We start from the raw sequence: 25794 nt of genomic DNA, 5'->3' as shown, positions 1-25794 counted from the left end.
TCCGGGCGCACAGGGGAATCCGTGCTGGCGGGGGAAATCGTATGTCAGCCGCTGGCGGGTGCGGGCGGATTGGCGTAGCGTTTGCGGCGGCAACAAGGAGAGGCTGATGAGGGGAATTCTGTCATGCGCGGGGCTGGCGATGGCCGTCACCGCGTTCTGGATTTCCACCGGCGCCGCCCAGCCGCAAGGGCAGCCCGATGTGCCGGTGCTGCTGGGCGAGTTCAGGGGCACCCTGCCCTGCACCGACTGCCAGGGCGTCGAGACATCGCTGACCCTGATCAAGCAGGATGAGGGAACCGGCGAGGGCACGTTCGTGCTGATCGAGACCTTCGTGGGCAAGTCGCCGGATCCGGTGGTGAGCGAGGGCAACTGGACCACCCTGCGGGGCAGCGCCGCCGATCCGGACGACACGGTGTACGAGCTCAACCCGGACAGCCTCGAGTTCCAGCGCCGGGATTTCCTGAAGGTGAACGATTATGTCCTCCGCCCGCTGGGGCCGGGCCAGACCGAGCTGGCCGGCGGGGTCGCCACCCTGGTCAGCCCGCAAGACCCCTTCGCCGGCTTGCCCAATCCGGCGGCCCTGAATTGCGTCAAGATCGGCGGCACCAGCGTGATCCACACCGGTACGACAGCCGGCGACCAGGGCGTGTGCCGGCTGCAGGATGGACGCGAATGCGAGGAATACGCCGTGCTGCGGGACCACCGTTGCCTGGATCCGGCCAAGCCCAGGCCGCCGCCGCGCCGTCCCTCGAAAGAGGATGACACGGCGCCGAACTACTGAGTCGAGGCGGCCTGACCGGCGCCGCCGCGCCGTCAGATCTCGATCTGCGAGCCCAGTTCGACCACGCGGTTGGCGGGAATCTCGAAGAAGTCCATGGCGCTGGTCGCATTCCTTGTCATCCAGGCGAACAGGGATTCCCGCCACATGGCCATGCCGGGCCGCACGCTGGGGATGACGGTTTCACGGCCGAGGAAGAACGATGTCTGCATCATGTTGCACTTCAGGCCGCGGATTCCGGCCAGCCGCAGGGCGCGCGGCACGTCGGGATCCTGCAGGAAGCCGTAATGGTAGACGATGCGGTAGAAGCCATCGGCCAGTTGGGTGAACTCCAGCGCTTCCTCGTTGTCGAGGCGCGGAACCTCCTCGATCTGCATGGTCATGAATACGTTCATCTCATGCAGCACCTTGTTGTGCTTGAGGTTGTGCAGCAGCGCATGGGGCACGCCCTGTGAACTGCCCGACATGTACACAGCGGCGCCCTGAACGCGCGGAATTTTGGGCGACAGCGACGACAGGAAGGTTTCTACCGGGATGGCGTCGCGGGCCTGGCCGGCGCGCACCAGCTGGCGGCCGCGCTTCCAGGTTGTCAGCAGCACGAACAGCGCCAGACCGGCGAACAGCGGGAACCAGCCGCCGTCGGGAATCTTGGTCAGGTTGGCGCCGAGGAACGCCAGGTCGACGATGACGAACACCACCAGCATGGCGATGCCCTGCCAGCGCGGGATCTTCCAGGCCAGCAGCACGACGAACGACAGCAGCAGGGTGTCGATGAACATCGTGCCGGTGACGGCGACGCCGTAGGCCGCGGCCAGGTTGGTGGACGAGCCGAACCCCAGCACCAGCAGGATCACCGCCACCAGCAACGCCCAGTTGACGAAGGGCACGTAAATCTGGCCGATCTCGGCCTCGGAGGTGTGAAGCACCTTGAGCCGGGGCAGGTAGCCGAGCTGCACCGCCTGCCGGGTCACCGAGAACGCGCCCGAGATCACCGCCTGCGACGCGATGATGGTGGCCAGCGTCGCCAGCCCCAGCACCGGCCACAGCGCCCAGTCGGGCGCCAGGCGGTAGAACGGGTTGTCGATGGCCGAGGGCTCGCTGATCAGCAGCGCGCCCTGGCCGAAATAGTTGAGCATGAGCGCGGGCAGGACCACGAAGAACCAGGCGCGCCGGATCGGCGGGCGTCCGAAATGGCCCATGTCGGCGTAAAGCGCCTCGGCGCCAGTCAGCGCCAGCACGACCGAGCCGAGGGCGAGGAACGCCAGCCACTGGTCGGTCAGGAAGAATTTCACCGCGTATATGGGATTGAGCGCCCAGAGAATCTCCGGATGCTCGAGGATGCTGGCGATGCCCAGCACGGCGAGGGTGAGGAACCATACCAGCGTGACCGGCCCGAACAGCCGGCCCATGGCCGCCGTGCCGTGCTTCTGGACCAGGAACAGGCCGATCAGGATGACGACGGTGATCGGGATGATGTAGTCGTCGAGGCCGGGGGCGACGACCTCCAGACCTTCGACCGCGCTCAGCACCGAGATCGCCGGCGTGATCATGCTGTCGCCGTAGAACAGTGCGGCGGCGAAGATGCCCAGCAGCGCGACGATCGGCACCGCCCGCGTTCCCTGCACCAGATGACTCACCAGGGTCAGCAGCGCCAGGCTGCCGCCCTCGCCCTTGTTGTCGGCGCGCATCATCAGCGTGACGTATTTGAACGACACGATCAGCATCACCGACCAGAAGATCAGCGAGAGCACCCCGTGGACATGCATGGCATCGAGCGCCAGCGGGTGGGGCCCGGCGAAGCTTTCCTTCATGGTGTAGAGGGGGCTGGTGCCGATATCGCCGAACACAACGCCGATGGCACCCATCATGAGCCGCATGACCGGTGGCTTCTGGGATTCTGTGGTCACCCGGGGGGTTCCTGCATCTCGCTTTTGGGACTGGGCCGGCTGCGGTCAGCAGCAGCGGTTCAGCTTGCCGTTGCCACCATAGCGATTTTCCTGGCGTTCCCTGAAGAATTCCTGGCGCGACATGATGGGCTCATCCGGATGATGAATCCTGCGGTGCAGGACATAAAGATCGTAGTCCGGCAGCCCCACCATAAGCCGCGCGGCGCGCGTCAGGAAGCTGCTGTACCTCCGATAATCACGCATAGGTCCCCTCCAGGGTTTCGCGCGCGCTCGGCTTGGGGTCCGCAAGGGCCCGACGGATGGTGAACGCCCCCGCGATCACCATGGCCAGCACGACCGCCATGAACAGGCCGCACAGACTGGCATTGACTATATCATTGAATATGATCCGATTCATCTGCTCGAGCGACTTTGCCGGCGCCAGCATTTCACCGGCAGCCATCGCGTCCGAGAACTTGCGCGCATGGGCAAGGAAGCCGATGGCCGGATTGGCGTGGAACATCTTCTGCCAGCCCGCCGTCAGGGTACAGATCAGCAGCCACAGGCAGGGCGCGGCGGTGACCCAGGCATAGCGCTCGCGCTTCATCTTCACCAGGACCACGGTGCACAGGACCAGCGCGATGGCGGCGAGCATCTGATTGGCGATGCCGAACAGCGGCCACAGCGTGTTGATGCCGCCCAGCGGATCGACGACGCCCTGATAGAGGAAATAGCCCCAGGCAGCGACGGCGATGCCGGTCGCCAGCAGATTGCCGGTCCACGATTTCGTGTCCTTCAGCGCCGGGATGGCGGCGCCCATCATGTCCTGGAGCAGGAACCGGCAAACCCGGGTGCCGGCGTCGATGGTGGTCAGGATGAACAGCGCCTCGAACAGGATGGCGAAGTGGTACCAGAACGCGGTGAGCGCCGGGCCGCCCACCGCCGCCGACAGGATATGCGCCATGCCGACCGCCAAAGTGGGTGCGCCGCCCGCCCGCGACAGAATGGTGCTTTCACCGATGTCGTGAGCCACTTGATTCAGCGTCTCGGGCGTGATTGCAAACCCCCAGCCCGAAATGGTCGCCGCGACCGCCTCGGGCGTGGTGCCGATCAGCGCGGCGGGACTGTTCATGGCGAAATAGACGCCCGGGTCGAGCACGCAGGCGGCGATCAGCGCCATCACCGCGACAAAGGATTCGGCCAGCATGGCGCCGTAACCGATCATGCGGGCCTGGGTCTCGTTCTCGAGCATTTTGGGCGTGGTGCCCGAGGCGACCAGCGCGTGGAAACCCGAAACCGCGCCGCAGGCAATGGTGATGAACAGGAATGGAAACAGCCCACCGGCGAATACCGGGCCGGTGCCGTCGATGAAGCGGCTGACCGCCGGCATGCGCAAATCCGGCATGACGAAGCAGATGCCGATGGCGAGCGCCAGAATGGTGCCGATCTTGAGGAAGGTGGACAGATAGTCGCGCGGCGCCAGCAGCAGCCACACCGGCAGCACCGAGGCGACGAAGCCATAGCCCATCAGCGCCAGCGCCAGGGTCTCGCCCGACCAGGTGAACATCGGCGCCAGCACCGGGCTTTCGGCCACATGCTGACCGTAGATGAGGGCGGCCATCAGCAGCGCGAAGCCGATCAGCGACATCTCGGCGATGCGGCCCGGCCGGATGAAGCGGCCATAGACGCCCATGACCAGGGCGATGGGAATGGTGGCGGCGACGGTGAACGTGCCCCACGGACTGATGGCCAGCGCCTTGACCACGACCAGCGCCAGCACGGCAAGCAGGATGATCAGGATCAACAGCACGCCGAACATGGCGATGAGTCCGGGCACCGTGCCCAATTCCGACTTGATCATGTCGCCCAGCGACCGGCCGTCGCGGCGTACCGACATGAACAGCACCACGAAATCCTGCACCGCCCCGGCGAACACCACGCCGGCCAGAATCCACAACACGCCGGGCAGATAGCCCATCTGCGCCGCGAGCACCGGACCGACCAAGGGGCCTGCGCCGGCGATGGCCGCGAAGTGGTGGCCGAACAGCACGTATTTGTCGACCGGCACGAAATCGAGCGCATCGTTGTGCAGGACGGCGGGGGTGTGCCGGTTGCGGTCGAGCCGCAGCACCTTGGTGGCAATGAACAGGCCGTAGAACCGGTAGGCGATCAGGTAGGTGCAGGCGGCGGCGATCACCAGCCACATGGCGTTGACATGCTCGCCCCGGCTGAGCGCGACCAGCGCGAGTGCGCCCGCCCCCAGCAGCGCGATGAACACCCAGACGAGCTTGTCGGCGACGGCCTTCATGGGAACCTCAGAGGAGATAATGCGCGATGACGAAGCCGCCCACGATCGCGACGACGACCGTCATCATCACCCACTCGAGCCGCTTCTCGATGAAGTCGCGGATCGGGTCGCCAAACAGGTAGATCAACCCCGCCAGAAGGAAGAAACGGGCCGAGCGGGTGATCACCGACAGCAGCACGAACATGCCGAATGGATAGTGGAAGATGCCCGACGCGATGGTGATCAGCTTGTAGGGAATGGGCGTGGCGCCCTTGATCAGGATGATCCAGGCCCCGTATTCGGCATATTGGAGGCGCAGCGCCTCCATTTTCTGCTCGTAGCCGTAGAGGGACACCAGCCAGTTGCCCACGGAATCAAACAGGAACATGCCGATGGCGTAGCCGGCCATGCCGCCGAGCACCGATGCCAGGGTGCACCAGCCCGCCAGCAGGAACGCCCGCTTGCGGTCGGCCAGCATCATCGGCAACAGCATCACGTCCGGCGGGATCGGAAAGAACGAGCTCTCGGCGAACGACACGGCGCCCAGGCTCGTCCAGGCATGGCGGCCCCTGGCCTGTTCCATGGTCCACAGATAAAGCCGGCGGAGCGGTCCCCGGCGGACGACGGGTTCGACCTGGGGGGCGGTCATCGGGCGTTACTCTGCGTACAGGTACTTCCCGTTTTCCCACACATAGAACACGTAACCCGGCGCCGAGTTGTCACCCTTGTCGTCGAAGTCGATGGTGCCGAGGGCGGTCTCGAAGGTATCGCGGCGCAGTGCCGCACCGACCTTCTGGCCATCGGTCGCGCCCGCGGTGGCGGCGGCCTGCGCCCAGGCCTGGATGGAGGCATAGGTGTAGAGCGTATAGGCCTCGGGCTCGTAATTCTCGTCACGGAACGACTTCACCAGCGCCGCATTCTGCGGATCCAGCCGGGGATCGGGGCCAAAGGTCATCAGCGTGCCCGCGCCAGCCTCGCCGGTGATCGCCCAGAATTCCTCGGTCACCAGGGCGTCGCCGCCAACCAGCGTCGCCGCCACGCCGGCGCCGTGCATCTGGCGGACAATCAAGCCGGCCTCGGTCTTGTAGCCGCCGAAATAGACGACGTCGGCGCCGGCCTGCCGCAGCTTGGTGACGAGCGCGCTGTAGTCGGTTTCTCGGGCAGTGATGGATTCGACCAGCACCGGCGTGACGCCCTTGGCCTCGATGGCGCCGCGGAACTGATCGGCAAGGCCCTTGCCGTAGGTCGACTTGTCGTCGACCACGGCGATCTGCGCGTCAGGGAACTTCTCGAGGATGTAATCGGCGGCGGTCGGGCCCTGGGCATCGTCGCGGCCGCAGACGCGGAACACGTTGGTCAGGCCGCGTTCGGTGAACTGCGGATTGGTCGAGGCCGGCGAGATCTGGATGACACCGGATTCGGCATAGACGTCGGACGCCGGAATCGACGCGCCCGAGCAATAGTGACCCGCCACGAACACCGCATGCTGCGACACGAAATTGTTGGCCACGCTGACCGCCTGTTTGGGGTCGCAGACGTCGTCGCCGACGATCAGCCGCACGTTCTTGCCAAGCAGGCCACCGGCCGCGTTGATATCGGCCACGGCCTTCTCGGCGCCCTTGCGCATCTGCTCGCCGATCGAGGCTTCGGAACCGGTCATCGGGCCGGCGACACCGATGACGATCTCGTCCTCCTGGGCGCAAGCGCCGAGGAATCCGGCTGCGAGCACAACGAGGGCGGCGCGTTTGAAAAGGTTCATGGCGGAGACCTGCATAGATGATGGTTGGCACGAATTAGGCGTTGAGCATAAAGGCTGGCAAGCGGACTGCAAGGCGCGCAGATCACCGGGCGCGCCTGCGGCGCCAGGCAAACGGACCGAGACGCTCGAACAGCCACGGATACTGGCGGACCATGAGGCCCGCGCGCGCTTCCAGATAGCCCAGCAGGGCAATGATCAGCAGGAAAACCGCGTCCAGCAGGTAACCAATTGCGGACAGCAGCTCGCCGCCGAACAGCGCATAGATCAGGTACCGGTCGGCGATGGCGAGCAGCGCCGCATAGGGCGCGACGTGCCACCAGGGGCGCCACAGCGCGGCCAGCGACCGGCCGGCCATGATGGCGCAGCCCGCCATGAAGATGCCGGTCACGGCCAGGCTGACCGAAGGCGAGGTTCCGAACAGCATCTGCCAGGTCATGGAGGGCCGCCTGCGGCGGGCGCGGCGCCTTCCAGATAGGCCGCCTGCACCGCCGGATCGGCCAGCAGCTCGGCGCCGGTGCCGCGAAGGTTGATGCTGCCATTGACCATGATCGCCGCCCGGTGCGCCGCCTTCAGCGCCTGGAAGGCATTCTGCTCGATGAGGAAAATGGTCATGGCCTCGTCGCGGTTGATGGCGGCGATGATCTCGAACACCTGCCGCACGATGAGCGGCGCGAGGCCCAGGGACGGTTCATCCAGCAACAGCAGGCGCGGCCGCGAGATCAGCGCCCGGCCCATGGCCAGCATCTGCTGCTCGCCGCCCGACAGGGTGCCGCCGCGCTGGGCAAGACGGGGCTTCAGTTGCGGGAACAGCACGAGCACCCGCTCCAGGTCCGAGGAGAAATATTTCGGATCGACGGCATAGCCGCCCATCTGCAGGTTTTCCAGCACGGTCATGCGCGGGAAGATGTGCCGGCCCTCGGGGACGTGGGCGATGCCGCGCCGCGCGATCTCGTAGGTCTCGAGATCGGTGATGTCCTCGCCGTCGAGCAATATCCGGCCCTGCGTGGCGCGCGGGCGGCCGCAAATGGTCATCAGCAGGGTGGTCTTGCCCGCCCCGTTGGCGCCGACGAGGGTCATGATCTCACCGGCGCGGACATCGATATCCACGCCGTGCAGCGCCTCGATTCGGCCATATCCGGCATGCACGCCCTGTACCGACAGCATCAGTGCCTGCTCCCGGCCACGGCGATGGCTTCTTCCTCGGGCATGCCGAGATAGGCGCTGATCACCGCCGGGTCGCTGCGCACCCGTTCGGGCGGTCCCTGGCAGATGGACGCGCCGTGGTCGAGCACCACCACGTGATCGGAAATCTGCATCACCACGCTCATATCGTGCTCGATCAGCAGCAGCGACAGGCCGTGATCGCGCCTGATGTCGAGCAGCAACTCGCTCAGTTCATCGGATTCGCGAGGATTGAGGCCGGCAGCGGGTTCGTCGAGGCACAAAAGCACCGGCTCGGCACACAGCGCCCGGGCGATCTCCAGCCGCCGCTGCGAACCATAGGGCAGGCTGCCCGCCTGATCGTCGGCGGCGTAGGTCAGGCCGATCTTGTCGAGCCAGTAGCGTGCCCGGTCCACGGCCCGCGCCGCAGCGCGCCGGTAGACCGGCAGGTTCAGCAGGCCGGCAACCGCATAGCCGGACGCGCGGGTCAGCGCCAGGTGCTGGGCCACCACCAGATTCTCGAGCACGCTCATGCCGGTGAACAGCCGGATGTTCTGAAACGTGCGCAGGACCCGGGCGTCGCGGGCAATGCGGAAATCGGACATGCGCTCGAGCAGGAAGCGGCGATTGTCGTCGTGGGCCAGCTCCAGCTTGCCCACGCCGGGCCGGTAGAATCCGGTGAGACAGTTGAACACGGTGGTCTTGCCCGCGCCGTTGGGGCCGATGATGGCGGTGATCTCGCCGCGCCGCGCCTGGAAGGACAGATCGCTGATCGCGGTAAGGCCGCCGAACCGCATGGTGAGGTGATCGACATCGAGCAACAGGGACGTCATGGCGCCGGCTTCCCCGCGCCGTCTTCCAGCGCCACGGTCGGACTGCGGTGGGACAGCAGGCCCTGCGGGCGCCACAGCATGATCAGCACCATGACGCCGCCGAACACCAGCATCCGGTATTCGGCCAGATCGCGCAGCCACTGGGATTCGGGCAGGCCGATCAGCAGCACGGCGGCAAGGACGATGCCGATCTGGCTGCCCATGCCGCCCAGCACGACCAGCGCCAGGATGGTGGCGGATTCGATGAAGCTGAAGCTTTCCGGGCTGATGGTGCCCTGGCGGGTCGCGAAGAAGCAGCCGGCGAGCCCGGCGAAGAACGCGCCGATGGCGAAGGCCGACAGCTTCACCGTGACCGGGTTGATGCCCAGGCTGCGGCAGGCGATCTCGTCCTCGCGCAGCGCTTCCCACGCGCGGCCGGTGGGCAGCCGGCGGATGCGCTGGGCGAACAGGGTGGTCAGCAGCACCAGCAGAAATATCACGTAATAGAGAAAGATGATCGGCTGCATGGGCGAGAAGGCGATGCCGAGAAAGTCGGCGAAACCCGTGCCCTCGGGCGCCGGTGTCTTGAACGGGCCCTCGAAATGCAACCCGAACAGGGTGGGCCGCGGGATGTTGCTGATGCCGTTGGGACCGTTGGTCACCTCTTGCCAGTTCACCAGGATGACCCGGATGATCTCGCCAAAGCCCAGCGTGACGATCGCCAGATAGTCGCCGCGCAGCCGCAGCACCGGGAATCCCAGCAGCAGACCCATGAACGCGGCGAGAATTCCGGCCAGCGGCAGGCAGATCCAGAACGACAATCCGAAATGCAGCGACAGCAGCGCGAACGAATAGGCGCCGATGGCGTAGAACGCCACGTAACCAAGATCGAGGAGACCCGCCAGACCGACCACGATGTTCAGGCCCCAGCCCAGCATGATGTAGATCAGCACCAGGGTGGCGACGCTCATCAGGCTGCGGTCGGCGAACGGCAGCCAGGGCAGCAGCGCGGCGATGCCGACCATCGCCCAGCCGACCTTGTTGCCGAACCGCGCCGGCAAATGGACACCGGCCGTCCGCCGGTGGAAGGAGGCGACCAGCGCCGGCGCCACCCGGTGCGCCGCCAGCGACAGCAGCAGCCGACCGGCGAAGACGGCCAGCGCCGCATAGACCACCCACATGAAGCGGTAGCCAAGGCTCAGGCCCTGGGCGGAATCCTCGAGCCGGAAGCCCAGGAACGGCACCGCCAGCACGGCCGTGACCCCGGCCGCCACGGCCGCATCGCGCAAGGCGGCAACGAGCGGCGGCCTGGCGCGGGCGGCGGCGTTACCCATTCAGACCTTCTCGATCTCGGGCCGGCCCAGCAGCCCGGTAGGCCGGAAAATCAGCACCAACACCAGCACCCCGAACACGGCGACGTCGCGGTATTCCATGCTGAAGAACAGCGGCCAGAACGATTCGATCATCCCGATCAGCAGCCCGCCCAGCATGGCGCCGGGCAACGAACCGATGCCGCCCAGCACGGCGGCGGTGAACGCCTTGATGCCGGCGATGAAGCCTATGTAGAAATCGATCACGCCATAATAGAGCGTCGCCATCATGCCGGCGACGGCGGCAAGCGCGGCACCCATGACGAAGGTGATGGAAATGGTGCGGTTGACGTTGACCCCGAGCAGTCCGGCCATGGTCATGTCCTGCTGGGTCGCGCGCTGGGCGCGTCCCAGCGACGTGCGCTTGATCAGGAAGGAGAACGCCAGCATCAGCCCGACCGTCAGCACCATGATGATGCCCTGCAGCAGACTGATATTCAGATGGGCCTCAGGGCCCAGCGTGATGCGGTACGAGCCCTCGACCATGGGTTGCAACGGCTTCACCCGGGCGCCCTGGGTGATCTGCACGTAGTTCTGGAGCAGGATCGACATGCCGATGGCCGAGATCAGCGGCGCCAGGCGCGGCGATCCCCTGAGCGGCCGATAGGCGATCCGTTCCACCGCCCAGCCGTAGCACGCGGTGAAGAACATGGAGATCGCGAGCACCATCATGATGGCGATCGGCACCGATTCCACGCCCACCACGCCGAACAGCAGGAAGCCGATCAGCGAGATGAAGGCGCCGATCATGTAGATGTCGCCATGGGCGAAATTGATCATGCCGATGATGCCGTACACCATCGTGTAGCCGAGGGCGATCAGACCATAGAAGGCGCCGAGCGTGAGCCCGTTGACCAGTTGCTGCAGGAAGATGTCTATCGTCATACCGGCCGTGAATTTCCCCCTCGAAACGTGGCGCGGGTCTGAGGCAAGGTGCCATCCTCCCCGACTCGGGGCAAGGGCCGTAGTACCATGACGGAAAAAAGGCACGCCATGACCGACCTGCAAGAATTGAGGGACCGCGAGGATCTGCGCGAAACGGCGCTGAATTTCGCGCTCGCCGTCGACAATGTGGACATGACGCTCTACCGCGCCGTGTTCGCCGACGCGTGCGAATACGACCTGTCGTCGTTCAACGGTCAGCCGCCCGTGACCGTGAAGGCGGCCGACTGGGCGGCGGGGATCGAGCCGTTCCTGCGCGGCTTCGACGCCACGCAGCACATTCTGAGCAATTTCGGCTTCGAGATCGCCGGCGACGCGGCGGTGGTGACGGCCTATGTGCAGGCCGAGCACTTCCGGTCGAACAGCGCGGGCGACGACAGCGTGACCATGGGCGGCCATTACCGATTCCGGATGATCCGCACCAGCGGCGGCTGGCGGATCAACGGCTTCAAACTGACGGCGGCCTGGCACCGCGGCAACCAGGGTCTGTACACCCTGGCCGGCGACGGCGCGCCGCGGCGCTAGCTGCTCATGCCGTCGTTGAAGCCGTCGCCGCCGCCGGGCTGCGATATCGTCTCGTCCGGCGGTTCGCGCAGCACTGCATCGTCGTCGAGCACAAAGGTCTCCCCGGTCTCATCGGGCAACACGGTCACGGCATCCTCGACCGGGAAACCGATCGTCAGCGGCTCGATGTCGGGCTGCTCGGTCACCGTCACCGTGGACAGCGTCGCGGCGCCCGCCAGTTCATCCATGGCGTCATGGGGTTCGCCGCCACCGAGGGCGGGCGGCTGCCGGTCGTGCAGAGCCAGCGTCACATGGAAATCCAGCCGCTGGGCGATCTCGGCGAGGAGCGCCAGGGTCGCGGCCTGCTCCATGTCGCCGCTTTCGAGCCGGGCGACGCGCTCGGCCGGCACGCCGAGCAGGCACGCCAGGCCGGCCTGGTCAATGCCGCGCCGGCCGCGCATGTCGGCGACGGTCGCCGCGACGCGCCGCACCAGCGACGCGGCCGCGTCGGCGATCTCGCTACCGGGAATCACGCGCTCGGCCATGGTCAGAACGTCGAGTTGATCAGGCCGCCATCGATCACCAGGCTCTGGCCCACGAGGAAGCTGGCGTACTGGCTGCAGAACATGGCGCAGAACGCGCCCAGATCGTCCGGGTCGCCGAACTTGCCCGCCGGGATGCGCCAGTCGCGGACGAATTTCTGCACTTCCTCGTCATAGGACGTGCCGTTCTCGGCGGCGCGCTCGGTCATGCGGTCATGGATGGTCGCGGTGTGAAACATGCCCGGCAGCAGATTGTTGATGATGACGTTGTGCCTGGCGACCTTCTTCGACACGGCGACCGTGTAATTGACCAGCGCCGCGCGGGGCGCGCCGGACAGCAGCCGGATCTCGGCCGGATATTTGGCCGCGCCGGTGGCGATGTTGACGATGCGGCCGAACTTGCGCGCCACCATGCCGTCGATGGTCGCCCGCATCATCTCGATGGGGCTGAGCAGCGTGGTGGCGAAGGTGTCCTGCCAGTCGTCCACCGACACGGTGCGGTAGTCGCCGGTCTGGGCGGGCGGCGCGCAGGTCATCACCAGGATGTCGGGCTCGGGGCAGGCCTCGAGGATCTTTCCCCGGCCGGCGACGGTGCTGTGGTCGGCGACGACCGGGGTCACGCGGGCGCTGGTTTCGCGCGTGATTTCGGCCGCAGCGGCCAAAAGCCGCTCCTCGCCGCGCGCCACCAGCCAGATGTCGACGCCTTCTTTCGCCAGCGCCCTGGCGCTGCCCTTGCCCATGCCGGCGCTGCCGCCGTTGATGATGGCCTTGCGGCCCGCGATCCCCAGATCCATTGGCATCCCTTCCCGAAAAACAACGCCGATCATGTCCCGGCGCGCCCGCCGATGGTATGAAATCTTGCACGGCGGGTGTATTCCCGCCCCGACCCTTCATACCGCGAGTGCCCGATGTTTGATTCCTCCGACCCCCGCCCGCTTGCCGGAATCCGCGTGCTGGACCTGGCCACGTTCATCGCCGCGCCCTATTGCGCCACGCTGATGGGCGAGTTCGGCGCCGAGGTGATCAAGGTGGAATTGCCGGCCATCGGCGATCCGCTGCGCCGCTTCGGCACGCCCACCGAATGCGGCGATTCGCTGGTATGGCTGAGCGAGAGCCGCAACAAGAAGCCCATCACCCTCGACCTGCGCACACCGGAAGGCGCGGCCCTGCTCAAGCGCCTGGTCCGCGAGGCCGACGTGCTGTGCGAAAACTTCCAGCCCGGCACGCTGGAAGGCTGGGGCCTGGGCTGGGAGACGCTGGCCGCCGAAAATCCGGCGCTGGTGATGCTGCGGGTGTCCGCCTATGGCCAGACCGGCCCCATGCGCGAGCTGCCGGGGTTCGGGCGCATCGCCAATGCGTTCGGCGGCATCTCCTATCTGGCCGGCCAGCCGGACGGACTGCCGGTGACGCCTGGCTCGGCAACGCTGGCTGACTACATGTCGGGCATGTACGGCGTGATCGGCGTGCTGCTGGCGCTGCGCGCACGCGACAAGACCGGCGCCGGCCAGGTGGTCGATATCGGTCTCTACGAAAGCATCTTCCGGATTCTCGACGAACTGGCGCCGGCCTACCAGCAAGGCGGCTTCGTGCGCCAGCGCATGGGCGCCGGCACGGTGAACGCGGTGCCGCACAGTCACTATCCGACGAAGGACGGCCGCTGGGTCGCGATCGCCTGTACCAATGACAAGATCTTCGAGCGTCTTGTCCGGCTGATGGGCCGGCCGGAGCTGGCGGGCGACGGGCTTTACGGCACCATCGCCAGGCGCGAGGCGGCGCGCACCGAGGTGGATGCCATGGTCGGCGACTGGACAGCATCCATGGAGCGGGCCGAGGTGCTGGGCAAATGCGCCGATGCCCAGGTGCCATGCGGTCCGGTCTATTCGATCGACGAGATCTTCGACGACCCGCAATACGCCGCCCGCGGCAACATCGCCATGGTGGAGACCCGAATCGGCGACATGGCCATGGCCAATGTCATGCCGCGCCTGACCGGCACGCCCGGCGCCATCGACTGGGCCGGCCGGCCGCTGGGCGCGGACAACGAATCCGTGCTCCAGGGCCTTCTCGGGCTGAGCGAGGCCGAGATGCGCGTTCTGAAGGACAAGGGCGTCATCTCCTGAGGCTGCCTGAGCCGTCTTGAGCAGGCCGTCCGGCGGCAATCAGGTTGCCGCGGCATATTTTCGAATTATGTTAAATTTATATTCACCACACCAAGGAGCCATACATGACGAGGCTGATAATGCTTGTCGCATCCCTGGCACTCGTTGCCGCTTGCGACGACAAGACCGAAACCAAAACCCAGCCGGCGCCGCCGCCGCCCGCCATTACGCAAGCGCCGCCACCGCCGACGCCTGAACCGGCACCGCCGCCGGTGGTCGAGGAAAAGGCGCCAGCCACCTATGTGGTGGTCCGGGGCGACACGCTCTACGCCATCGCCCGCGCCCACAATGTCACGCCCGGGGACCTGGCGGCCTGGAACAACCTGGAGAACGCCGACATGCTTCGTGTCGGTCAGGAACTGGCCGTCGCACCCGCGGAATAGCGGCGGCGCCTGATCGCGGCGGCTACAGCGTGTAGCCGCCGTCGATGACCAGTTCGGAGCCGGTCATGAACCGCGATTCCTCGCTGGCCAGGAACAGGATGCCATTGGCGATGTCCTCAGGTTGACCGAGGAAGCCGATGGGATGCTGGGCGAGCAGCGCGGCGTTGAGGTCGGCGCTGTTGTCGGCCCGCTCCATCCACGCGATCATCTGGGTGGTGAGAATGTAGCCCGGATGCACCGAATTCGAGCGGATCCGGTAGCCGCTGCGAGCGCAATGAAGCGCCACCGACTTGGTCAGCAGCCGCACCGCGCCCTTGGCCGCCGAATAGGCCGCCTCGTGCGCCGCCGCCTTGATGCCGTGGATCGACGACACGTTGACGATGGAGCCGCCCTCGCTCTTCATCAGCTCGATGGCGCATTTGGAGCCGATGAACACGCTGTCGCAGGTCACCCGCATGACCTTGTGATAGTCCTCGAGCGTCTGGTGCTCGATATCGCCAATGCCCGCGCCGATGCCGGCATTGTTGACCAGTACGTCGAGCCGGCCATAGCGCTCGCGGACCAGCCGGACGGCGTGATGCCATTCGGCCTCGCTGCCCGCATCGTGCGCGATTCCCAGCCCGCCCAACTCGTCGGCGAGGCTCTCGGCGCCCTCCTTGTTGATGTCGGTCACCACGACGGTTGCGCCCTCTGCCGCCAGCAGCCGCGCCGTCGCCGCGCCGATGCCGTCGGCGCCGCCAGTGACCAGCGCCACCTTGCCCTTGACCCTGTCCATGCCTTCCTCCCCAGAGCGCGCCCATGCGCTGCCGGACTATAGGAACATGTGCAACATGCGTCACGCAACCGGCGCCGTGGCTGAAAAAGCCGTTGACGCCGGGCCGGATCATCCTCAAACATGCACCAAATTCTTCACTGGCGCTGAAAATCGCCGGACCACCCCAGGGAATCGGGAATACTCTCCATGAAACAGCTTGAAGGCACAGTCGCCATCGTCACCGGCGCCGGCCGCGGCATCGGCCGCGCCATCGCCATCGCCTATGGCCGCGAAGGCGCCAAGGTTGCCGTCGCCTCACGCACCAAGTCGACCGTCGACGAGGTGGTGAAGCAGATCCGCGACGAAGGCGGCGAGGCGATTCCCGTCGTGGTCGACGTGTCCGAGCGCGACCAGGTCTTTCGCATGGTCGACGAGACCGTGAAGGCCTTCGGCACCGTCGACATCATCGTCAACAACGCCCAGGGCTTCGGCACCAAGGAGAAGCCGCAAGGCTCGACCGTGTTCGTGGGCGTCGAGGATTCGACCGACGCGGAAATCCGCTACACCTTCGACAGCGGCGCCATGGCGACCCTGTGGGGCATGCAGGCCGTATTCCCGATCATGAAGGACAAGAAGTGGGGCAAGATCATCAACTTCTCGTCCACCTCGGGCATCCTGGGCACCACCGGCAACACCGCCTACAACATGGCCAAGGAAGCGATCCGCGCGGTGTCGCGCACCGCCGCCAACGAGTGGGGCCAGTTCGGCATCAACGTCAACATCATCAGCCCGACGCTGGCCTCGGACGCGTTCGAGAACTGGCGCAAGGCGCGCCCCGAATTCGTCACCGCCCTCGAGCAGGCGCTGCCCATGCGCTACCTGGGCGACCCGCTGGTCCACGGCGCGCCGCTATGCGTGTTCCTCGCCGGCCATGGCTCGGACTACATCACCGGCCAGACCTTCATGCTCAACGGCGGCAAATTGATGCCGTAAGGCAAGCAGTTCAACGGGGAGACTGGGGCGTCCTTCGGGACGCCCTATTTTTTTGACGAGACGCAGCGCGCGGTGGCCGGGGCACAGCGGAAGTGATCTATTCGATAAGAACTATGTCTTAAAAGGTTGATTTAATTGGCTATCTTATGGACAAACCACATATTGGCTATGGTTATTGCCATAATATGATATGCTCCATAAACTAGACCGTCGCCGCCATACGGGCATAGCGCGGATCGACCAGCGCCTCGAATTGCTGCTGCAGGGATGCACCAAGTTCGGTGAACTTTCCGTGAGCACGCAAGGTGGCGACGCCGTGGGCGAACTGACTCCGGACGGCCTCCAGCTTGGCCTCATAGGGATCGGGCGCGACGGCGGCGATGGTCGCGAAAGCGGCCTCCAGCCGCGCCAGGATAAAGGTGGCGTGGAGGATGCCGAACAGCGGCCGGGGATCGGCGCGGGTGGGCGCCGGATAGGTGCGGCTGTCATCGTTGAGGATCAGCGGGTCGTGCGCCATCAGCGCGTTGAGATAGAGATGGCCGGCCTCGTGGATCAGGTGGTCGGCATAATAGGCGACCGGATCCTGTCCCCGTTCCGGCAGGCGCAGGAACACGTTGCCGAACACCCGCACATCGGTGGAGCCGCCAATGACCTTGCCGTCGAACAGGGTGATCGCGCAGACCAGCGACCGGATTTCGGCGGCGATGGCCGGATGGCAGCGGTCGACCAGCGCCAGCGCTTCGACGATGGGCCCCCTCGCGGCCTTGATGCGCGCCGGGGCGGCGGCGAAAACCTCGGCGCCGTCGCCGTCGTCGGCCACCATGTCGCGGGCCATCAACGCGTGCCACGGCTGGTCGTGCAGATTGTCGATGGTCAGACCGGCAGCCTGGAACGCCGCCCCGGGCATGGCTGCAAAGCCGTCCAGCAGGTCGGAAACCGCGTCCCTGTCGCCGGCCTTCATGGCGGCGAGCAGCCGGTAGTTCAGGTAATAGAGGTAGGGCGACAGCGCCTCGCTCGTATCCTCCGGAAGGCGCGCGGTCAGGCCCTGGTGGCCGGGAATGGTCCGGCTGGCCGACTCGACCAGCGCCGCAAGGCTGGCCAGCACCCGCCCGCGGTAGAAGGCATGCACCGCGCCAACGGCACCCGGCACGACCCGGGCGCATAAATGCTCCGGTAGCGGCGCTTTAGCCACGACGGCGCTTTCGCGTCAGGCCTTGCTGTTCTTGCCCACCAGCGGCGCGGCCTTGGTGGTGTCGAGCACGACAGCCTTTGACAGGTCGAAAACGACCGGACCCTGACTCTTGCCGGTCTGCGGCCTGGCATCGGTGGTGTCCAGGATGCCGGCGGGCATGGCAGGAGCTTTGCCGGTTTGCGGCGTGGCGCCGGTGGTGTCGAGGATACCGGCGGGCATGCCGGGCTTGCCGGTCTGCGGCCTGGCGTCCGTCGTGTCGAGAACACCCGCAGGCAGCTCAAACCCGGCTGTTTTCGAAAAATCGCGCATGTTTCATCCCCCTTCGATTGCGATGGCCCTTACGATAGGTCAACCCAGCGCCCAGCGCCACCGAAACGAGCCCTGCCAGCTGCGCCGCGGCCACGCCGCCATGCCGCCGCACGACAGAATTACGGTGACACCGCACCTGACTCACCGCCTTACCGCTGCACCGTGAACCGCCGGTAGGACAGCGCCTCGGCGATATGGGTGCGGCCAACCTTCGCGGCGCCGGACAGATCCGCCAACGTCCGCGCCACGCGCAGCACCCGGTGATAGCCGCGCGCCGACAGCCGCAGCTTGTCGGCGGCCTGGGTCAGCAGGGCGCGGCCGGGTTCGTCGGGGGCGGCGACGGCTTCCAGCACCTCGCCGTCGGCCTGGGCGTTGGTGCGGACCGGCGCGCCCAGCGCCTCGTAGCGTGCGGTCTGCACCTCGCGGGCGGCGGCGACCCGCCGCGCCACCTCGGCCGAGCCTTCGGCGGGCGGCGGCAGCGACAGGTCGGCGGCGGCCACCGCCGGCACCTCGATCTGCAGGTCGATACGGTCATAGAGCGGGCCGGAGATCCGGCCCTGATAGTCGACGGCGCATCTGGGCGCGCGGTTGCAGGCGAGCTGGGCATCGCCCAGGTAGCCGCACTTGCACGGATTCATCGCGGCGATGAGCTGGACCCGGGCAGGATACTCCACATGGGCGTTGGCGCGGGCCACCATGATGCGGCCGGTTTCGATGGGCTGGCGCAGCGAATCGAGCACCTGGCGCGGAAATTCCGGCAGTTCATCAAGGAACAGCACGCCGTTATGGGCAAGCGACACCTCGCCCGGTTTGGCCCTGATGCCGCCGCCCACCAGCGCCGGCATGGACGCCGAATGGTGCGGCGCGCGCAACGGCCGGACCCGCGAGATGCGGCCGCCGTCGAGCTGACCGGCGATGGAGGCGATCATCGACACCTCCAGCGCCTCGGCCGGCGACAGCGGCGGCAGCAGGCCGGGCAGGCGCGCCGCCAGCATGGATTTGCCGGAGCCGGGCGGCCCGGCCATCAGCAGGTTGTGGCCGCCGGCCGCCGCCACTTCGAGCGCGCGCTTGGCCGCCTCCTGCCCCTTGATGTCGCGCAGGTCGGGCACCGACACCGGCGCCTCGGCCAGCCTGGGCTCGGGCGGCGCCAGGGTCTGGGTGCCCTTCAGATGGTTGACCAGCGATATGAGGTCGGGCGCGGCCACCACCTCGACGGTGCCGACCCACGCCGCTTCCGGCCCGCAGGCCGCCGGGCAGATCAGGCCCAGCCCCTCGTTGCCCGCCCGGAGCGCGGCGGGCAGCACGCCGGAGACGGTCGAGATCGAGCCATCGAGTCCCAGCTCGCCCATCACGCAATACCGGTCGGCCACGTCGGACGGCAGCACGCCCATGGCGCCCAGCATGGCGAGGGCGATCGGCAGGTCGAAATGGCTGCCTTCCTTGGGCAGGTCGGCGGGCGCCAGGTTGACGGTGATGTGCTTGGGCGGGAGCGAGAGGCCGATGGCGCTCAATGCGCCGCGCACCCGCTCGCGGGATTCGGCCACCATCTTGTCGGGCAGGCCGACCACGGCGAAGGCGGGCAGCCCGCTCATCATCCGCACCTGCACATCGACCAGCTTCGCCTCGATGCCGAAGAATGCGACGGTGCTGATATGAGCGGTCATGCGCCCCCGAAAGCCATGAACTATTCGCCGGGCCAGTTTACCGGTACGAAGGGGGAACGCAATGGTGAAGGCGGTCAGCCTGCGGACAGTATTACCTCCACAGATGGACAACAAACGGAAACTATTCAGCCTCCGTTCACGTTCTCACTGGCAGCATGGGGAACATGAACGTTGCCACCAACCGGCAATGATTCTCCGAGAGGAGCAGGACATGCGCAAACATCTTCTGACACTTCTGGCCTCGGCCGCCCTGGCGTTCAGCATTGCCGGCGAGGCTTCGGCGGGCAGCCGCGACCATCACCGCGGCGGCCACGGCGGCTATCACCAGCGTGATCATGACCGCCACTATGACCGCGGCCACTACCGGCACAAGGACCGCCATTACGGCCGGCATCATTACCGGCAGCACAGCAAGTGGCGCCATCACCGGCATCATCACAGCCGCCACTACCGGCCCTACTACAGCGGCTATTACAGCCCGTATTACGGACCCTATACGCCCTATTATGGCGGTTACGGCGTGAGCTATTCCCAGCCCGGCTTCGGCATCTATATCGGCCGCTGACGACGTGGGACGGACCTGGACCGGCGCGGATGCCATTGGGCAGCGCGCCGGTCTCCCTGTGTCTTGAGCCTTGCCGTCTAGCGGCTCGGCCGGGCCGCATCCAGCAGCCGCCGTCCCGCCTCGACCGCCCGCCTGGCTCGGTCCAGCGCGGAGATACCCTGCTGCTGGCCGGTCGTGGAGGGCACCTCCACGTCGACAGCGGTCGCCCCGGGCAGGGCGTCGAGGATCGCGGCGATGGGGAACACACCCTCGCCCGGCACCATGCGGTTCATGGCCTCGGGCAGATAATCGTCCTGTACCGACAGGTCCGGCCCGTCGCAGAGCTGGGCGTAGCTGAAATAGTCGGCCGCCAGCGCGGCCACGTCGGCGGGCGTGCCGCCGGTGCGCACCAGGTGCAGGCAGTCGATGGCGATGCCGGCGTTGGCGGGCTTGCCCGCCAGATCGATGAACCGGACCGCACGGGCGATGGAGGCGCAGGCCGGCGTCAGGCCCATGAATTCCAGTCCGACCGCCAGATTGCGCTCGGCGGCCAGCGCCGACAGCCGGGCCAGATTATCGGCGGCGCGATTGTCGTCGTGGTCGTGGATATGGGTGACCAGCCGGTGCGCGCCAAGCTCGGCGCCGATATCGAGCGCGTAGAGAAACGCGTCCAGGTCCACATCCTCGGTCAGCGGAAAATATTCGATGTTGGAGACGGTGGCGCCGGTCGAGGCCATGCGCGCCTGCATCTCGGGGATCATCGCCCTGGTCACCGCGGGAAACGGCACGTTCGGCGAGGGCAGGTGGACGAAGACGCAGGCGTGCTGGCAGCCGGTCTGGCCGGCGATGGTCAGCAGGTCGGGCGGCGAGGCTTCCATGGCGGTAATCTGGTGAATCGCCAGCGGTCTCATGCTTTTCTCCCCTTGTGACCCGTCCGAACGATAGCGATTGGCGTCAGGCACCGCACCGGTTTTCCTGTATGCTGCGGCGCTTCGGTCGAGGGGAATTGCATGACCAGAACGATCCTGAAAGGCATCGCCGGCCTGTTCGTCGCGTTCTGCGTGGTCATGACGGGCGTGGCCCTGTGGCGCGCGTTCGTGCAGACCTCGGGAGATGCCGTCACATCGCTGACCATCAACCGAGCCCCCGCCGAGATCTACCGGGTGGTGACCGATCCGGCCGCCTTTCCCGGCTGGTCGGGCTGGAAGCGCGCCGACCGTACCGCCGTGTTCGCAACCCATGATGCCGGTGACCGGCCCACGCTCTGCTGGACCGGCAGGAAACTCGGCGCGGGCTGCATGACCTATGGACCGGCCGATGCGGCGCAGCGCGAGGTGCTGTTCGCCCTGTCGCCTGCGGTGGTGGCCGGCGGCGCCCCGGCCCCTGTGCCGGCTACCCCGGAGCACGACCATGACGGCGGCGGCATGGGCGCCTACCGGGTGACCATCGACCCGGCGCCGCGCGGCGGCGCGCTGGTGACCCTGACCTTCCAGGAGCTGGCGGAGCCGGGCTTCCTGGCCCATGTCCTGGCGCTGCTGTCCCACGGCGAGGACGAGCGCCGCGCCGCAGACATGCTGGCCGCCCTCAAGGCCCATATGCGCAAGGCCGGCAACTGACCGGCTCTATTTGCCGATTCTGTCCAGCACCCGCTTCACCGATGTGGGCGTCCAGCGGCCGCGCCGCGCGGTCGGGACGCCGCGCGCATTCAGCGTGTCGGCGATGGCCGCGAGGGTGAGTCCCTGGTCGGCGAGCGGACGAATGATGCCGATGACCTGCGCGGCGTGGGCATCGGCCCGCTCGCGGATCGCGCGCACCGCCGCGGCCTGACCCGCGCCGGGCACCAGATGGTGGCGGGCATTGCGGTCCCATTGCCCGCCGTTTTCCACCCGGGCGCGCAGCGCCGCCTTGGTACGCCGGCTGGCGATGCCGGATTCCAGCTCGGCGACCTGGGCCATCATCTGCAGGGTGAATCGCCCGCCGGCGCCGTCGGGCACGGGGAAGTCGCAAAACGCGACCATCACGCCCGCGTCGGCCAGCGCGCGCAGGAACAGACGGTCGCGGCTGAGTCCGTCCATGGTGGCGACCAGCAGGCTCGCCTTGTGTTCGCGGCAGGCGTCGAGCGCCCGGATCAATTCGGGACGCTCGCCCCTGCGGCCGATTTCCACCTCGGTGAATTCCAGCATGGCATCGCTGCCGAGCTTGCGCCGAACCGCCTCGCGCTGGGTCAGCACGTCGAGATTGCGCCGAACCGCGCGGCGGAAATAGGCAATGAATTTCATCGATTACTTCTCAAGAAGGTGCCTTAAGTGATGACAATAACTACCTTTTAGCGAATTATACAGTTCATGGGAATAATTATTGCCATGATATGAAAACTCCCGTCATCCCGCCCGCCGCGCCAGGACGTGAAGCCACGGCGTGTCGACGCCGTCATAGCCCTTGCCATGCGACTCCTCCATCTCCAGTTCAGCCCAATGAGCGGCCTGCCCATAGGCCGCGGCCAGCGCCTCGCGGCCGGGAAAATTGTAGTAGCGGCCCAGCCCGTCGCGGCCCTCGCCGGCACCGGACTTGTAGCCCGCGTAAAACAATCCAGCCGGCTTGAGCGCCCTATGGATGCGTGCCAGCACGCCGGGCAGGTCCGCCATGGGCACATGGAGCAGACACGCATTCGCCCAGACCGCATCGTACCCGCCCTCGGCGTCCAGCGCGTCGAACGCCATCACCCGCACCCGGCGGCCGAGCCGCATCCGGGCCTCGCGCGCCATTTCCGGCGAACCATCGGTGGCATCCACGGCAAAGCCCCGCATCAGCATCTCGGCCGCGTCCACGCCGCCGCCGCAACCCAGCTCCAGGATCGCCGCACCGGGCGCCAGACGCGCGAGGAAGCCGGCAAGGCGGGCGGCGGGGGCGCGGCGCGTGCCCGCCACATAGGCCGACGCCTGGTCGGCATAGAATTGCAGCGTAGCCTCGTCTCTCATCCACCCTCTCCCGCCGGCGGAAACCGGGCCTCGAGCAGAAAGCGCAGCGCCTCCGCGGAATCAACCACCCGTTCGGCACCTGCGGCATACAGCACGTCGGGCGGATTGTAGCCCCACGACACACCGATGGCGCTGACTCCGGCATCCCGGGCCATGACCATGTCGAAGGTGCTGTCGCCGATCATCACGGTGTCGGCCGGCGCCGCGCCGGTTACTCGCATGGCATTCAGGATCATGCCCGGATCGGGCTTGGACGGCGCGGTGTCAGGGGTCTGGACCGTGCGGAACAGGCCGTGCCAGCCGAAGATGCTGACCAGCTCGCCGAGGCTGGCCATCTGGTGCCCGGTGGCAAGGCCCAGCGCGATATCGCGGCGCGCGGCCAGCCGGGCCAGCAGCGCCCCGATGCCCGGATACAGCACCTCGCGATATTGCGGATCGTTGCGCAGCGTGCCCATGAACCGGCGGTAGGTGCCGACCATGGCGTCGACGGGCGCGTCCGGGCCGGCGAGCCGCGCGACCCATTCCGGCAGGGACAGGCCGATCAGCGACAATCCCTGCGCCGCTGAAGGCGGCGTCAGCCCGTGGGCGAAGAAGGTGCGCCGCTGGGTCTCGACGATGAAGGCCTCGCTGTCGACCAGCGTGCCGTCTACGTCGAAGATGACGAGTTTGGTTGGGCGCTTCGATGATTCCTTGGCTGCCATGGCCACCCCGGTTGCCGGCAGGACCCTGGCGGCGAATACAGACCGGATCCTACCGGATCATCAGACCGCCAGCCACTCGGCCAATGCCCGGTGGACCTGCGGGTTGCGGCAGATCGTGACGTGGCCGCCTTCCACCTCCACATGATGGCAATGGTCGTCGGCGCCCTGGCAGGTTTCCCAGGCGATCAGGCCATCGTCCTTGGTGTAGACGGCCATCACCGGCACCTGCAGCGGGCGGGCGTAATCCTGCGGCGTGACATCCTTGCTGTAGAACGGCGACAGCACGCGAATCAGCGGCTCCAGGTTGGAGGCGGTGGGAAAGCGCACCGGGCTGACCACGGTGGCCAGCTTGCGGACCCGCCCGGGATGTTCGTGGGCCAGGTGGCGTGCCAGAATACCGCCCATGCTGACGCCGATCAGGCTGACCGGGCCACCCTCGCGCTGGTTGAGGCGATCGAGACGCCTGCTCAGGCCGTCGATCGCGCGGGCCGTCGGGCCCAGATTGAAGCCCATGTGCCAGCCTTCCACCTTGTACCCGCAGGCGGTCAGGAACCGGCGCAGGGCGAAGGTGAAGGCGTCGGTGGTCAGCAGGCCGGGGATGACCAGCACGGTGTGGCCGTCGCCGCGCGGCATGTCGTCGGCGAGTGCGCTTTCCGGCCGGTAGGTCAGCGCCGACTTGAACTCGCGGTGCAGGTCGCCATAAGACGGCGCCTGCAAACCTCCCGAATTGTCGAAAACGCCGTCCAGATCCATAGGCCTCGCTCCTGGGAACATGGATATTGGATGCGTTTCATCAAATGGCAACAATTCCGTGCGCCGTTTTTTCCGCGCATGGCTTCCACCCGGTTCCGGCCCCGTTCCGGTTGGCGGCGTGGCGCGGGCGAGTCGCTACGGGCTACGCGGGTAGAGGCACGGCAGGGCGTAGGCATCACCGCACAGTTCGGCGCCGGGAACAATGGCGGGCACGGCGTCCTTGGGCAGGATCCCCGTCGCGACCAGATTGGTGATCACCGGGCCGCCATCGCGCATGGTCACCCAGACCACCGCATCCATCTCGCCCGGCTTGCCGTCCAGCGACCAGCCGCCACCGGCGGTACCGACTTCGATGTAATCGCGGCCATGGCGCGTCTCGATGGCGTAGTGGTGGGTGTGCCCGCCAATCATGGTGTAGCCGCGCGTGCCCAGCGCCGCCTCGATCCGCTCCACATTGGCGATCTTCTCGCGCCACACCGGCCGGTGCATGAAGAAGAAGGTCCAGCGCACGTCCTTGTAACGGTCCAGCAGGCCCAGCACCCATTTTGTCTGTTCGTCGCCGATTCGGCCACCGTCATTGTCGTGCAGGTACTTCACGATGACCGGATTGGACTGCATGAAGGCGCCGACCGCCTTGGGATCCCGGGCCATCACCTCCAGCGCCTTGTTCAGTTCCACCCGCTCTTCGGGCGTGGCGTAACGCCCGTCCTCGGTATTGAGCGCGATGAACAGCACGTTCTTGTAGACGAAGTGGTAGCGCGGCAAGCCGGCATGCTTGCGCCACAGCGCCTCGCTGGTGGTGTCGAAGATGTCGTGATTGCCCACCACCAGGAACAGCGGCGATTCCAGCTTTTGCATGAAGCCGTCCACTTCGGCCCATTCAGCGGCCAGCTTGTCCGGCTCGAAGGTGTAGCCCTCCATGTAGTCGCCGATACTCATGACGAATTCGGGCTGGAGGGCGTTGACCTTGCCCAGTACCGCCTCGAACACGCCTTGCCGCATGCCGCCCGAACGGTCGCCGATGATGGCGAACTGAAAGTCGTCCGGATTGTTGCGGAAGTTCAGGTGGGTCCAGGGCCGCGCGTCCGGCCCGTCAGGCCAAGTTTCGGTGCTCTGGAAGACCGGCGGTGGCGCGGGTGTTTCCGTCCGAGCCTCGCCGCAAGCCGTCAGCATGGTCAGGGCCGCAAGGGCGGCCAATAATCCGACAAAGGACTTCCTCGATACATGTGCCACGGCCGCCTCCCCAGGTTCACCCGCATGAATATGGGCGCGAGCGTATAGCAGCGAGGGCGACCGCGGTAGCCGGATCCGCGCGGCGCCCCT

At 66.7% G+C, this 25794-nt stretch carries 29 protein-coding genes; 7 read left to right on the top strand and 22 right to left on the bottom strand.

The genetic code is table 11. The features are described 5' to 3' along the window. Positions 1 to 106: 106 nt before the first annotated feature. Positions 107 to 781, top strand: a complete 675-nt coding sequence (locus WJU21_RS09955; protein WP_346323254.1) for a DUF333 domain-containing protein — start codon at positions 107 to 109, stop codon at positions 779 to 781. A 32-nt stretch (positions 782 to 813) separates the two neighbouring features. On the opposite strand, the gene WJU21_RS09950 is transcribed toward WJU21_RS09955, so the two are convergent. From WJU21_RS09950 to WJU21_RS09905, 10 genes are all read right to left on the bottom strand, one after another. Beyond that, positions 814 to 2655 (bottom strand): potassium transporter Kup, encoded by a 1842-nt coding sequence (locus WJU21_RS09950; protein WP_346323490.1) that lies wholly within the window; start codon positions 2653 to 2655, stop codon positions 814 to 816. Positions 2656 to 2730: 75 nt separating this feature from the next. Continuing rightward, entirely contained in the window at positions 2731 to 2928 is a 198-nt protein-coding gene (locus WJU21_RS09945) for a CstA-like transporter-associated (seleno)protein (protein ID WP_346323253.1), read from the bottom strand. Further along, positions 2921 to 4972, bottom strand: coding sequence for a carbon starvation CstA family protein (locus WJU21_RS09940; RefSeq protein WP_346323252.1), 2052 nt, complete (start codon positions 4970 to 4972; stop codon positions 2921 to 2923). The genes WJU21_RS09945 and WJU21_RS09940 overlap by 8 nt, the downstream gene beginning before the upstream one ends. Before the next feature lie 7 nt (positions 4973 to 4979). Next, a complete protein-coding gene (locus WJU21_RS09935) occupies positions 4980 to 5600 on the bottom strand; it encodes a YqaA family protein (RefSeq protein ID WP_346323251.1) in 621 nt (206 codons plus the stop codon). Between the two features lie 6 nt (positions 5601 to 5606). Beyond that, positions 5607 to 6710 carry a branched-chain amino acid ABC transporter substrate-binding protein gene (locus WJU21_RS09930; RefSeq protein ID WP_346323250.1) on the bottom strand — a complete coding sequence of 368 codons (1104 nt, stop codon included), beginning with the start codon at positions 6708 to 6710 and terminating at the stop codon, positions 5607 to 5609. 82 nt (positions 6711 to 6792) lie between these two features. After that, positions 6793 to 7146, bottom strand: a complete 354-nt coding sequence (locus WJU21_RS09925) for a DUF6867 family protein (protein ID WP_346323249.1) — start codon at positions 7144 to 7146, stop codon at positions 6793 to 6795. Beyond that, positions 7143 to 7874 carry an ABC transporter ATP-binding protein gene (locus WJU21_RS09920; RefSeq protein WP_346323248.1) on the bottom strand — a complete coding sequence of 244 codons (732 nt, stop codon included), beginning with the start codon at positions 7872 to 7874 and terminating at the stop codon, positions 7143 to 7145. Before WJU21_RS09920 ends, WJU21_RS09925 begins: the two co-directional genes overlap by 4 nt. Beyond that, positions 7874 to 8704, bottom strand: a complete 831-nt coding sequence (locus WJU21_RS09915) for an ATP-binding cassette domain-containing protein (RefSeq protein ID WP_346323247.1) — start codon at positions 8702 to 8704, stop codon at positions 7874 to 7876. Before WJU21_RS09915 ends, WJU21_RS09920 begins: the two co-directional genes overlap by 1 nt. Continuing rightward, on the bottom strand, positions 8701 to 10017 hold the full coding sequence (gene livM / locus WJU21_RS09910; protein WP_346323246.1) for a high-affinity branched-chain amino acid ABC transporter permease LivM: 1317 nt from the start codon (positions 10015 to 10017) through the stop codon (positions 8701 to 8703). Before livM ends, WJU21_RS09915 begins: the two co-directional genes overlap by 4 nt. Further along, positions 10018 to 10932: a branched-chain amino acid ABC transporter permease LivH gene (locus tag WJU21_RS09905; RefSeq protein ID WP_346323489.1), complete on the bottom strand. Its 915-nt coding sequence runs from the start codon at positions 10930 to 10932 to the stop codon at positions 10018 to 10020. It abuts the gene before it with no gap. A gap of 114 nt (positions 10933 to 11046) precedes the next feature. Here WJU21_RS09905 and WJU21_RS09900 point away from each other — a divergent pair, with 114 nt between their 5' ends. Beyond that, a complete protein-coding gene (locus tag WJU21_RS09900; protein ID WP_346323245.1) occupies positions 11047 to 11520 on the top strand; it encodes a nuclear transport factor 2 family protein in 474 nt (157 codons plus the stop codon). Here the strand turns inward: WJU21_RS09900 and WJU21_RS09895 are convergent. Together WJU21_RS09895 and WJU21_RS09890 are read right to left on the bottom strand one after the other, a co-directional pair. Then, on the bottom strand, positions 11517 to 12032 hold the full coding sequence (locus WJU21_RS09895) for a helix-turn-helix domain-containing protein (RefSeq protein ID WP_346323244.1): 516 nt from the start codon (positions 12030 to 12032) through the stop codon (positions 11517 to 11519). The genes WJU21_RS09900 and WJU21_RS09895 overlap by 4 nt on opposite strands. A gap of 14 nt (positions 12033 to 12046) precedes the next feature. After that, positions 12047 to 12835, bottom strand: a complete 789-nt coding sequence (locus WJU21_RS09890) for an SDR family NAD(P)-dependent oxidoreductase (RefSeq protein WP_346323243.1) — start codon at positions 12833 to 12835, stop codon at positions 12047 to 12049. Positions 12836 to 12949: 114 nt separating this feature from the next. On the opposite strand from WJU21_RS09890, the gene WJU21_RS09885 reads away from it, so the two are divergent. Further along, complete coding sequence (locus tag WJU21_RS09885) at positions 12950 to 14161, top strand: CoA transferase (protein ID WP_346323242.1); 1212 nt, start codon at positions 12950 to 12952, stop codon at positions 14159 to 14161. 104 nt (positions 14162 to 14265) lie between these two features. Further along, complete coding sequence (locus tag WJU21_RS09880; RefSeq protein WP_346323241.1) at positions 14266 to 14583, top strand: LysM domain-containing protein; 318 nt, start codon at positions 14266 to 14268, stop codon at positions 14581 to 14583. A gap of 22 nt (positions 14584 to 14605) precedes the next feature. Here WJU21_RS09880 and WJU21_RS09875 read toward each other — a convergent pair whose 3' ends face one another. Then, positions 14606 to 15358 carry a glucose 1-dehydrogenase gene (locus WJU21_RS09875; protein ID WP_346323240.1) on the bottom strand — a complete coding sequence of 251 codons (753 nt, stop codon included), beginning with the start codon at positions 15356 to 15358 and terminating at the stop codon, positions 14606 to 14608. Positions 15359 to 15544: 186 nt separating this feature from the next. Between WJU21_RS09875 and WJU21_RS09870 the strand changes: the two genes are divergently transcribed. Continuing rightward, positions 15545 to 16330 carry an SDR family oxidoreductase gene (locus WJU21_RS09870; protein ID WP_346323239.1) on the top strand — a complete coding sequence of 262 codons (786 nt, stop codon included), beginning with the start codon at positions 15545 to 15547 and terminating at the stop codon, positions 16328 to 16330. Between the two features lie 202 nt (positions 16331 to 16532). On the opposite strand, the gene WJU21_RS09865 is transcribed toward WJU21_RS09870, so the two are convergent. From WJU21_RS09865 to WJU21_RS09855, 3 genes are all read right to left on the bottom strand, one after another. After that, on the bottom strand, positions 16533 to 17522 hold the full coding sequence (locus WJU21_RS09865; RefSeq protein ID WP_346323238.1) for an HEXXH motif-containing putative peptide modification protein: 990 nt from the start codon (positions 17520 to 17522) through the stop codon (positions 16533 to 16535). 15 nt (positions 17523 to 17537) lie between these two features. Continuing rightward, a complete protein-coding gene (locus WJU21_RS09860) occupies positions 17538 to 17831 on the bottom strand; it encodes a hypothetical protein (RefSeq protein ID WP_346323237.1) in 294 nt (97 codons plus the stop codon). A 149-nt stretch (positions 17832 to 17980) separates the two neighbouring features. Further along, on the bottom strand, positions 17981 to 19495 hold the full coding sequence (locus tag WJU21_RS09855) for a YifB family Mg chelatase-like AAA ATPase (RefSeq protein WP_346323236.1): 1515 nt from the start codon (positions 19493 to 19495) through the stop codon (positions 17981 to 17983). Between the two features lie 211 nt (positions 19496 to 19706). On the opposite strand from WJU21_RS09855, the gene WJU21_RS09850 reads away from it, so the two are divergent. Beyond that, on the top strand, positions 19707 to 20060 hold the full coding sequence (locus WJU21_RS09850; RefSeq protein WP_346323235.1) for a hypothetical protein: 354 nt from the start codon (positions 19707 to 19709) through the stop codon (positions 20058 to 20060). 77 nt (positions 20061 to 20137) lie between these two features. On the opposite strand, the gene WJU21_RS09845 is transcribed toward WJU21_RS09850, so the two are convergent. Continuing rightward, the gene (locus WJU21_RS09845; RefSeq protein ID WP_346323234.1) at positions 20138 to 20950 is read right to left on the bottom strand and encodes a TIM barrel protein; all 813 of its coding nucleotides are present in this window, start codon (positions 20948 to 20950) and stop codon (positions 20138 to 20140) included. Between the two features lie 99 nt (positions 20951 to 21049). On the opposite strand from WJU21_RS09845, the gene WJU21_RS09840 reads away from it, so the two are divergent. Continuing rightward, a complete protein-coding gene (locus WJU21_RS09840) occupies positions 21050 to 21655 on the top strand; it encodes a hypothetical protein (protein WP_346323233.1) in 606 nt (201 codons plus the stop codon). Positions 21656 to 21661: 6 nt separating this feature from the next. On the opposite strand, the gene WJU21_RS09835 is transcribed toward WJU21_RS09840, so the two are convergent. The 5 genes from WJU21_RS09835 to WJU21_RS09815 form a co-directional block, all read right to left on the bottom strand. Next, complete coding sequence (locus tag WJU21_RS09835; protein ID WP_346323232.1) at positions 21662 to 22318, bottom strand: recombinase family protein; 657 nt, start codon at positions 22316 to 22318, stop codon at positions 21662 to 21664. A 102-nt stretch (positions 22319 to 22420) separates the two neighbouring features. After that, a complete protein-coding gene (locus WJU21_RS09830; RefSeq protein WP_346323231.1) occupies positions 22421 to 23017 on the bottom strand; it encodes a class I SAM-dependent methyltransferase in 597 nt (198 codons plus the stop codon). After that, positions 23014 to 23718: an HAD hydrolase-like protein gene (locus tag WJU21_RS09825; RefSeq protein WP_346323230.1), complete on the bottom strand. Its 705-nt coding sequence runs from the start codon at positions 23716 to 23718 to the stop codon at positions 23014 to 23016. The genes WJU21_RS09830 and WJU21_RS09825 overlap by 4 nt, the downstream gene beginning before the upstream one ends. Positions 23719 to 23778: 60 nt before the next feature. Further along, positions 23779 to 24471: an alpha/beta fold hydrolase gene (locus tag WJU21_RS09820; RefSeq protein WP_346323229.1), complete on the bottom strand. Its 693-nt coding sequence runs from the start codon at positions 24469 to 24471 to the stop codon at positions 23779 to 23781. Positions 24472 to 24606: 135 nt separating this feature from the next. Further along, on the bottom strand, positions 24607 to 25704 hold the full coding sequence (locus WJU21_RS09815; protein ID WP_346323228.1) for a metallophosphoesterase: 1098 nt from the start codon (positions 25702 to 25704) through the stop codon (positions 24607 to 24609). Positions 25705 to 25794: the final 90 nt, after the last annotated feature.

Origin of the sequence: Emcibacter sp. SYSU 3D8 (genome assembly GCF_039655875.1) — a bacterium.
Taxonomy (GTDB): Bacteria; Pseudomonadota; Alphaproteobacteria; order SMXS01; family SMXS01; genus RI-34.
Note: the sequence above shows the minus strand (reverse complement) of the source record. Positions and strands in the feature narration are given on the sequence as shown.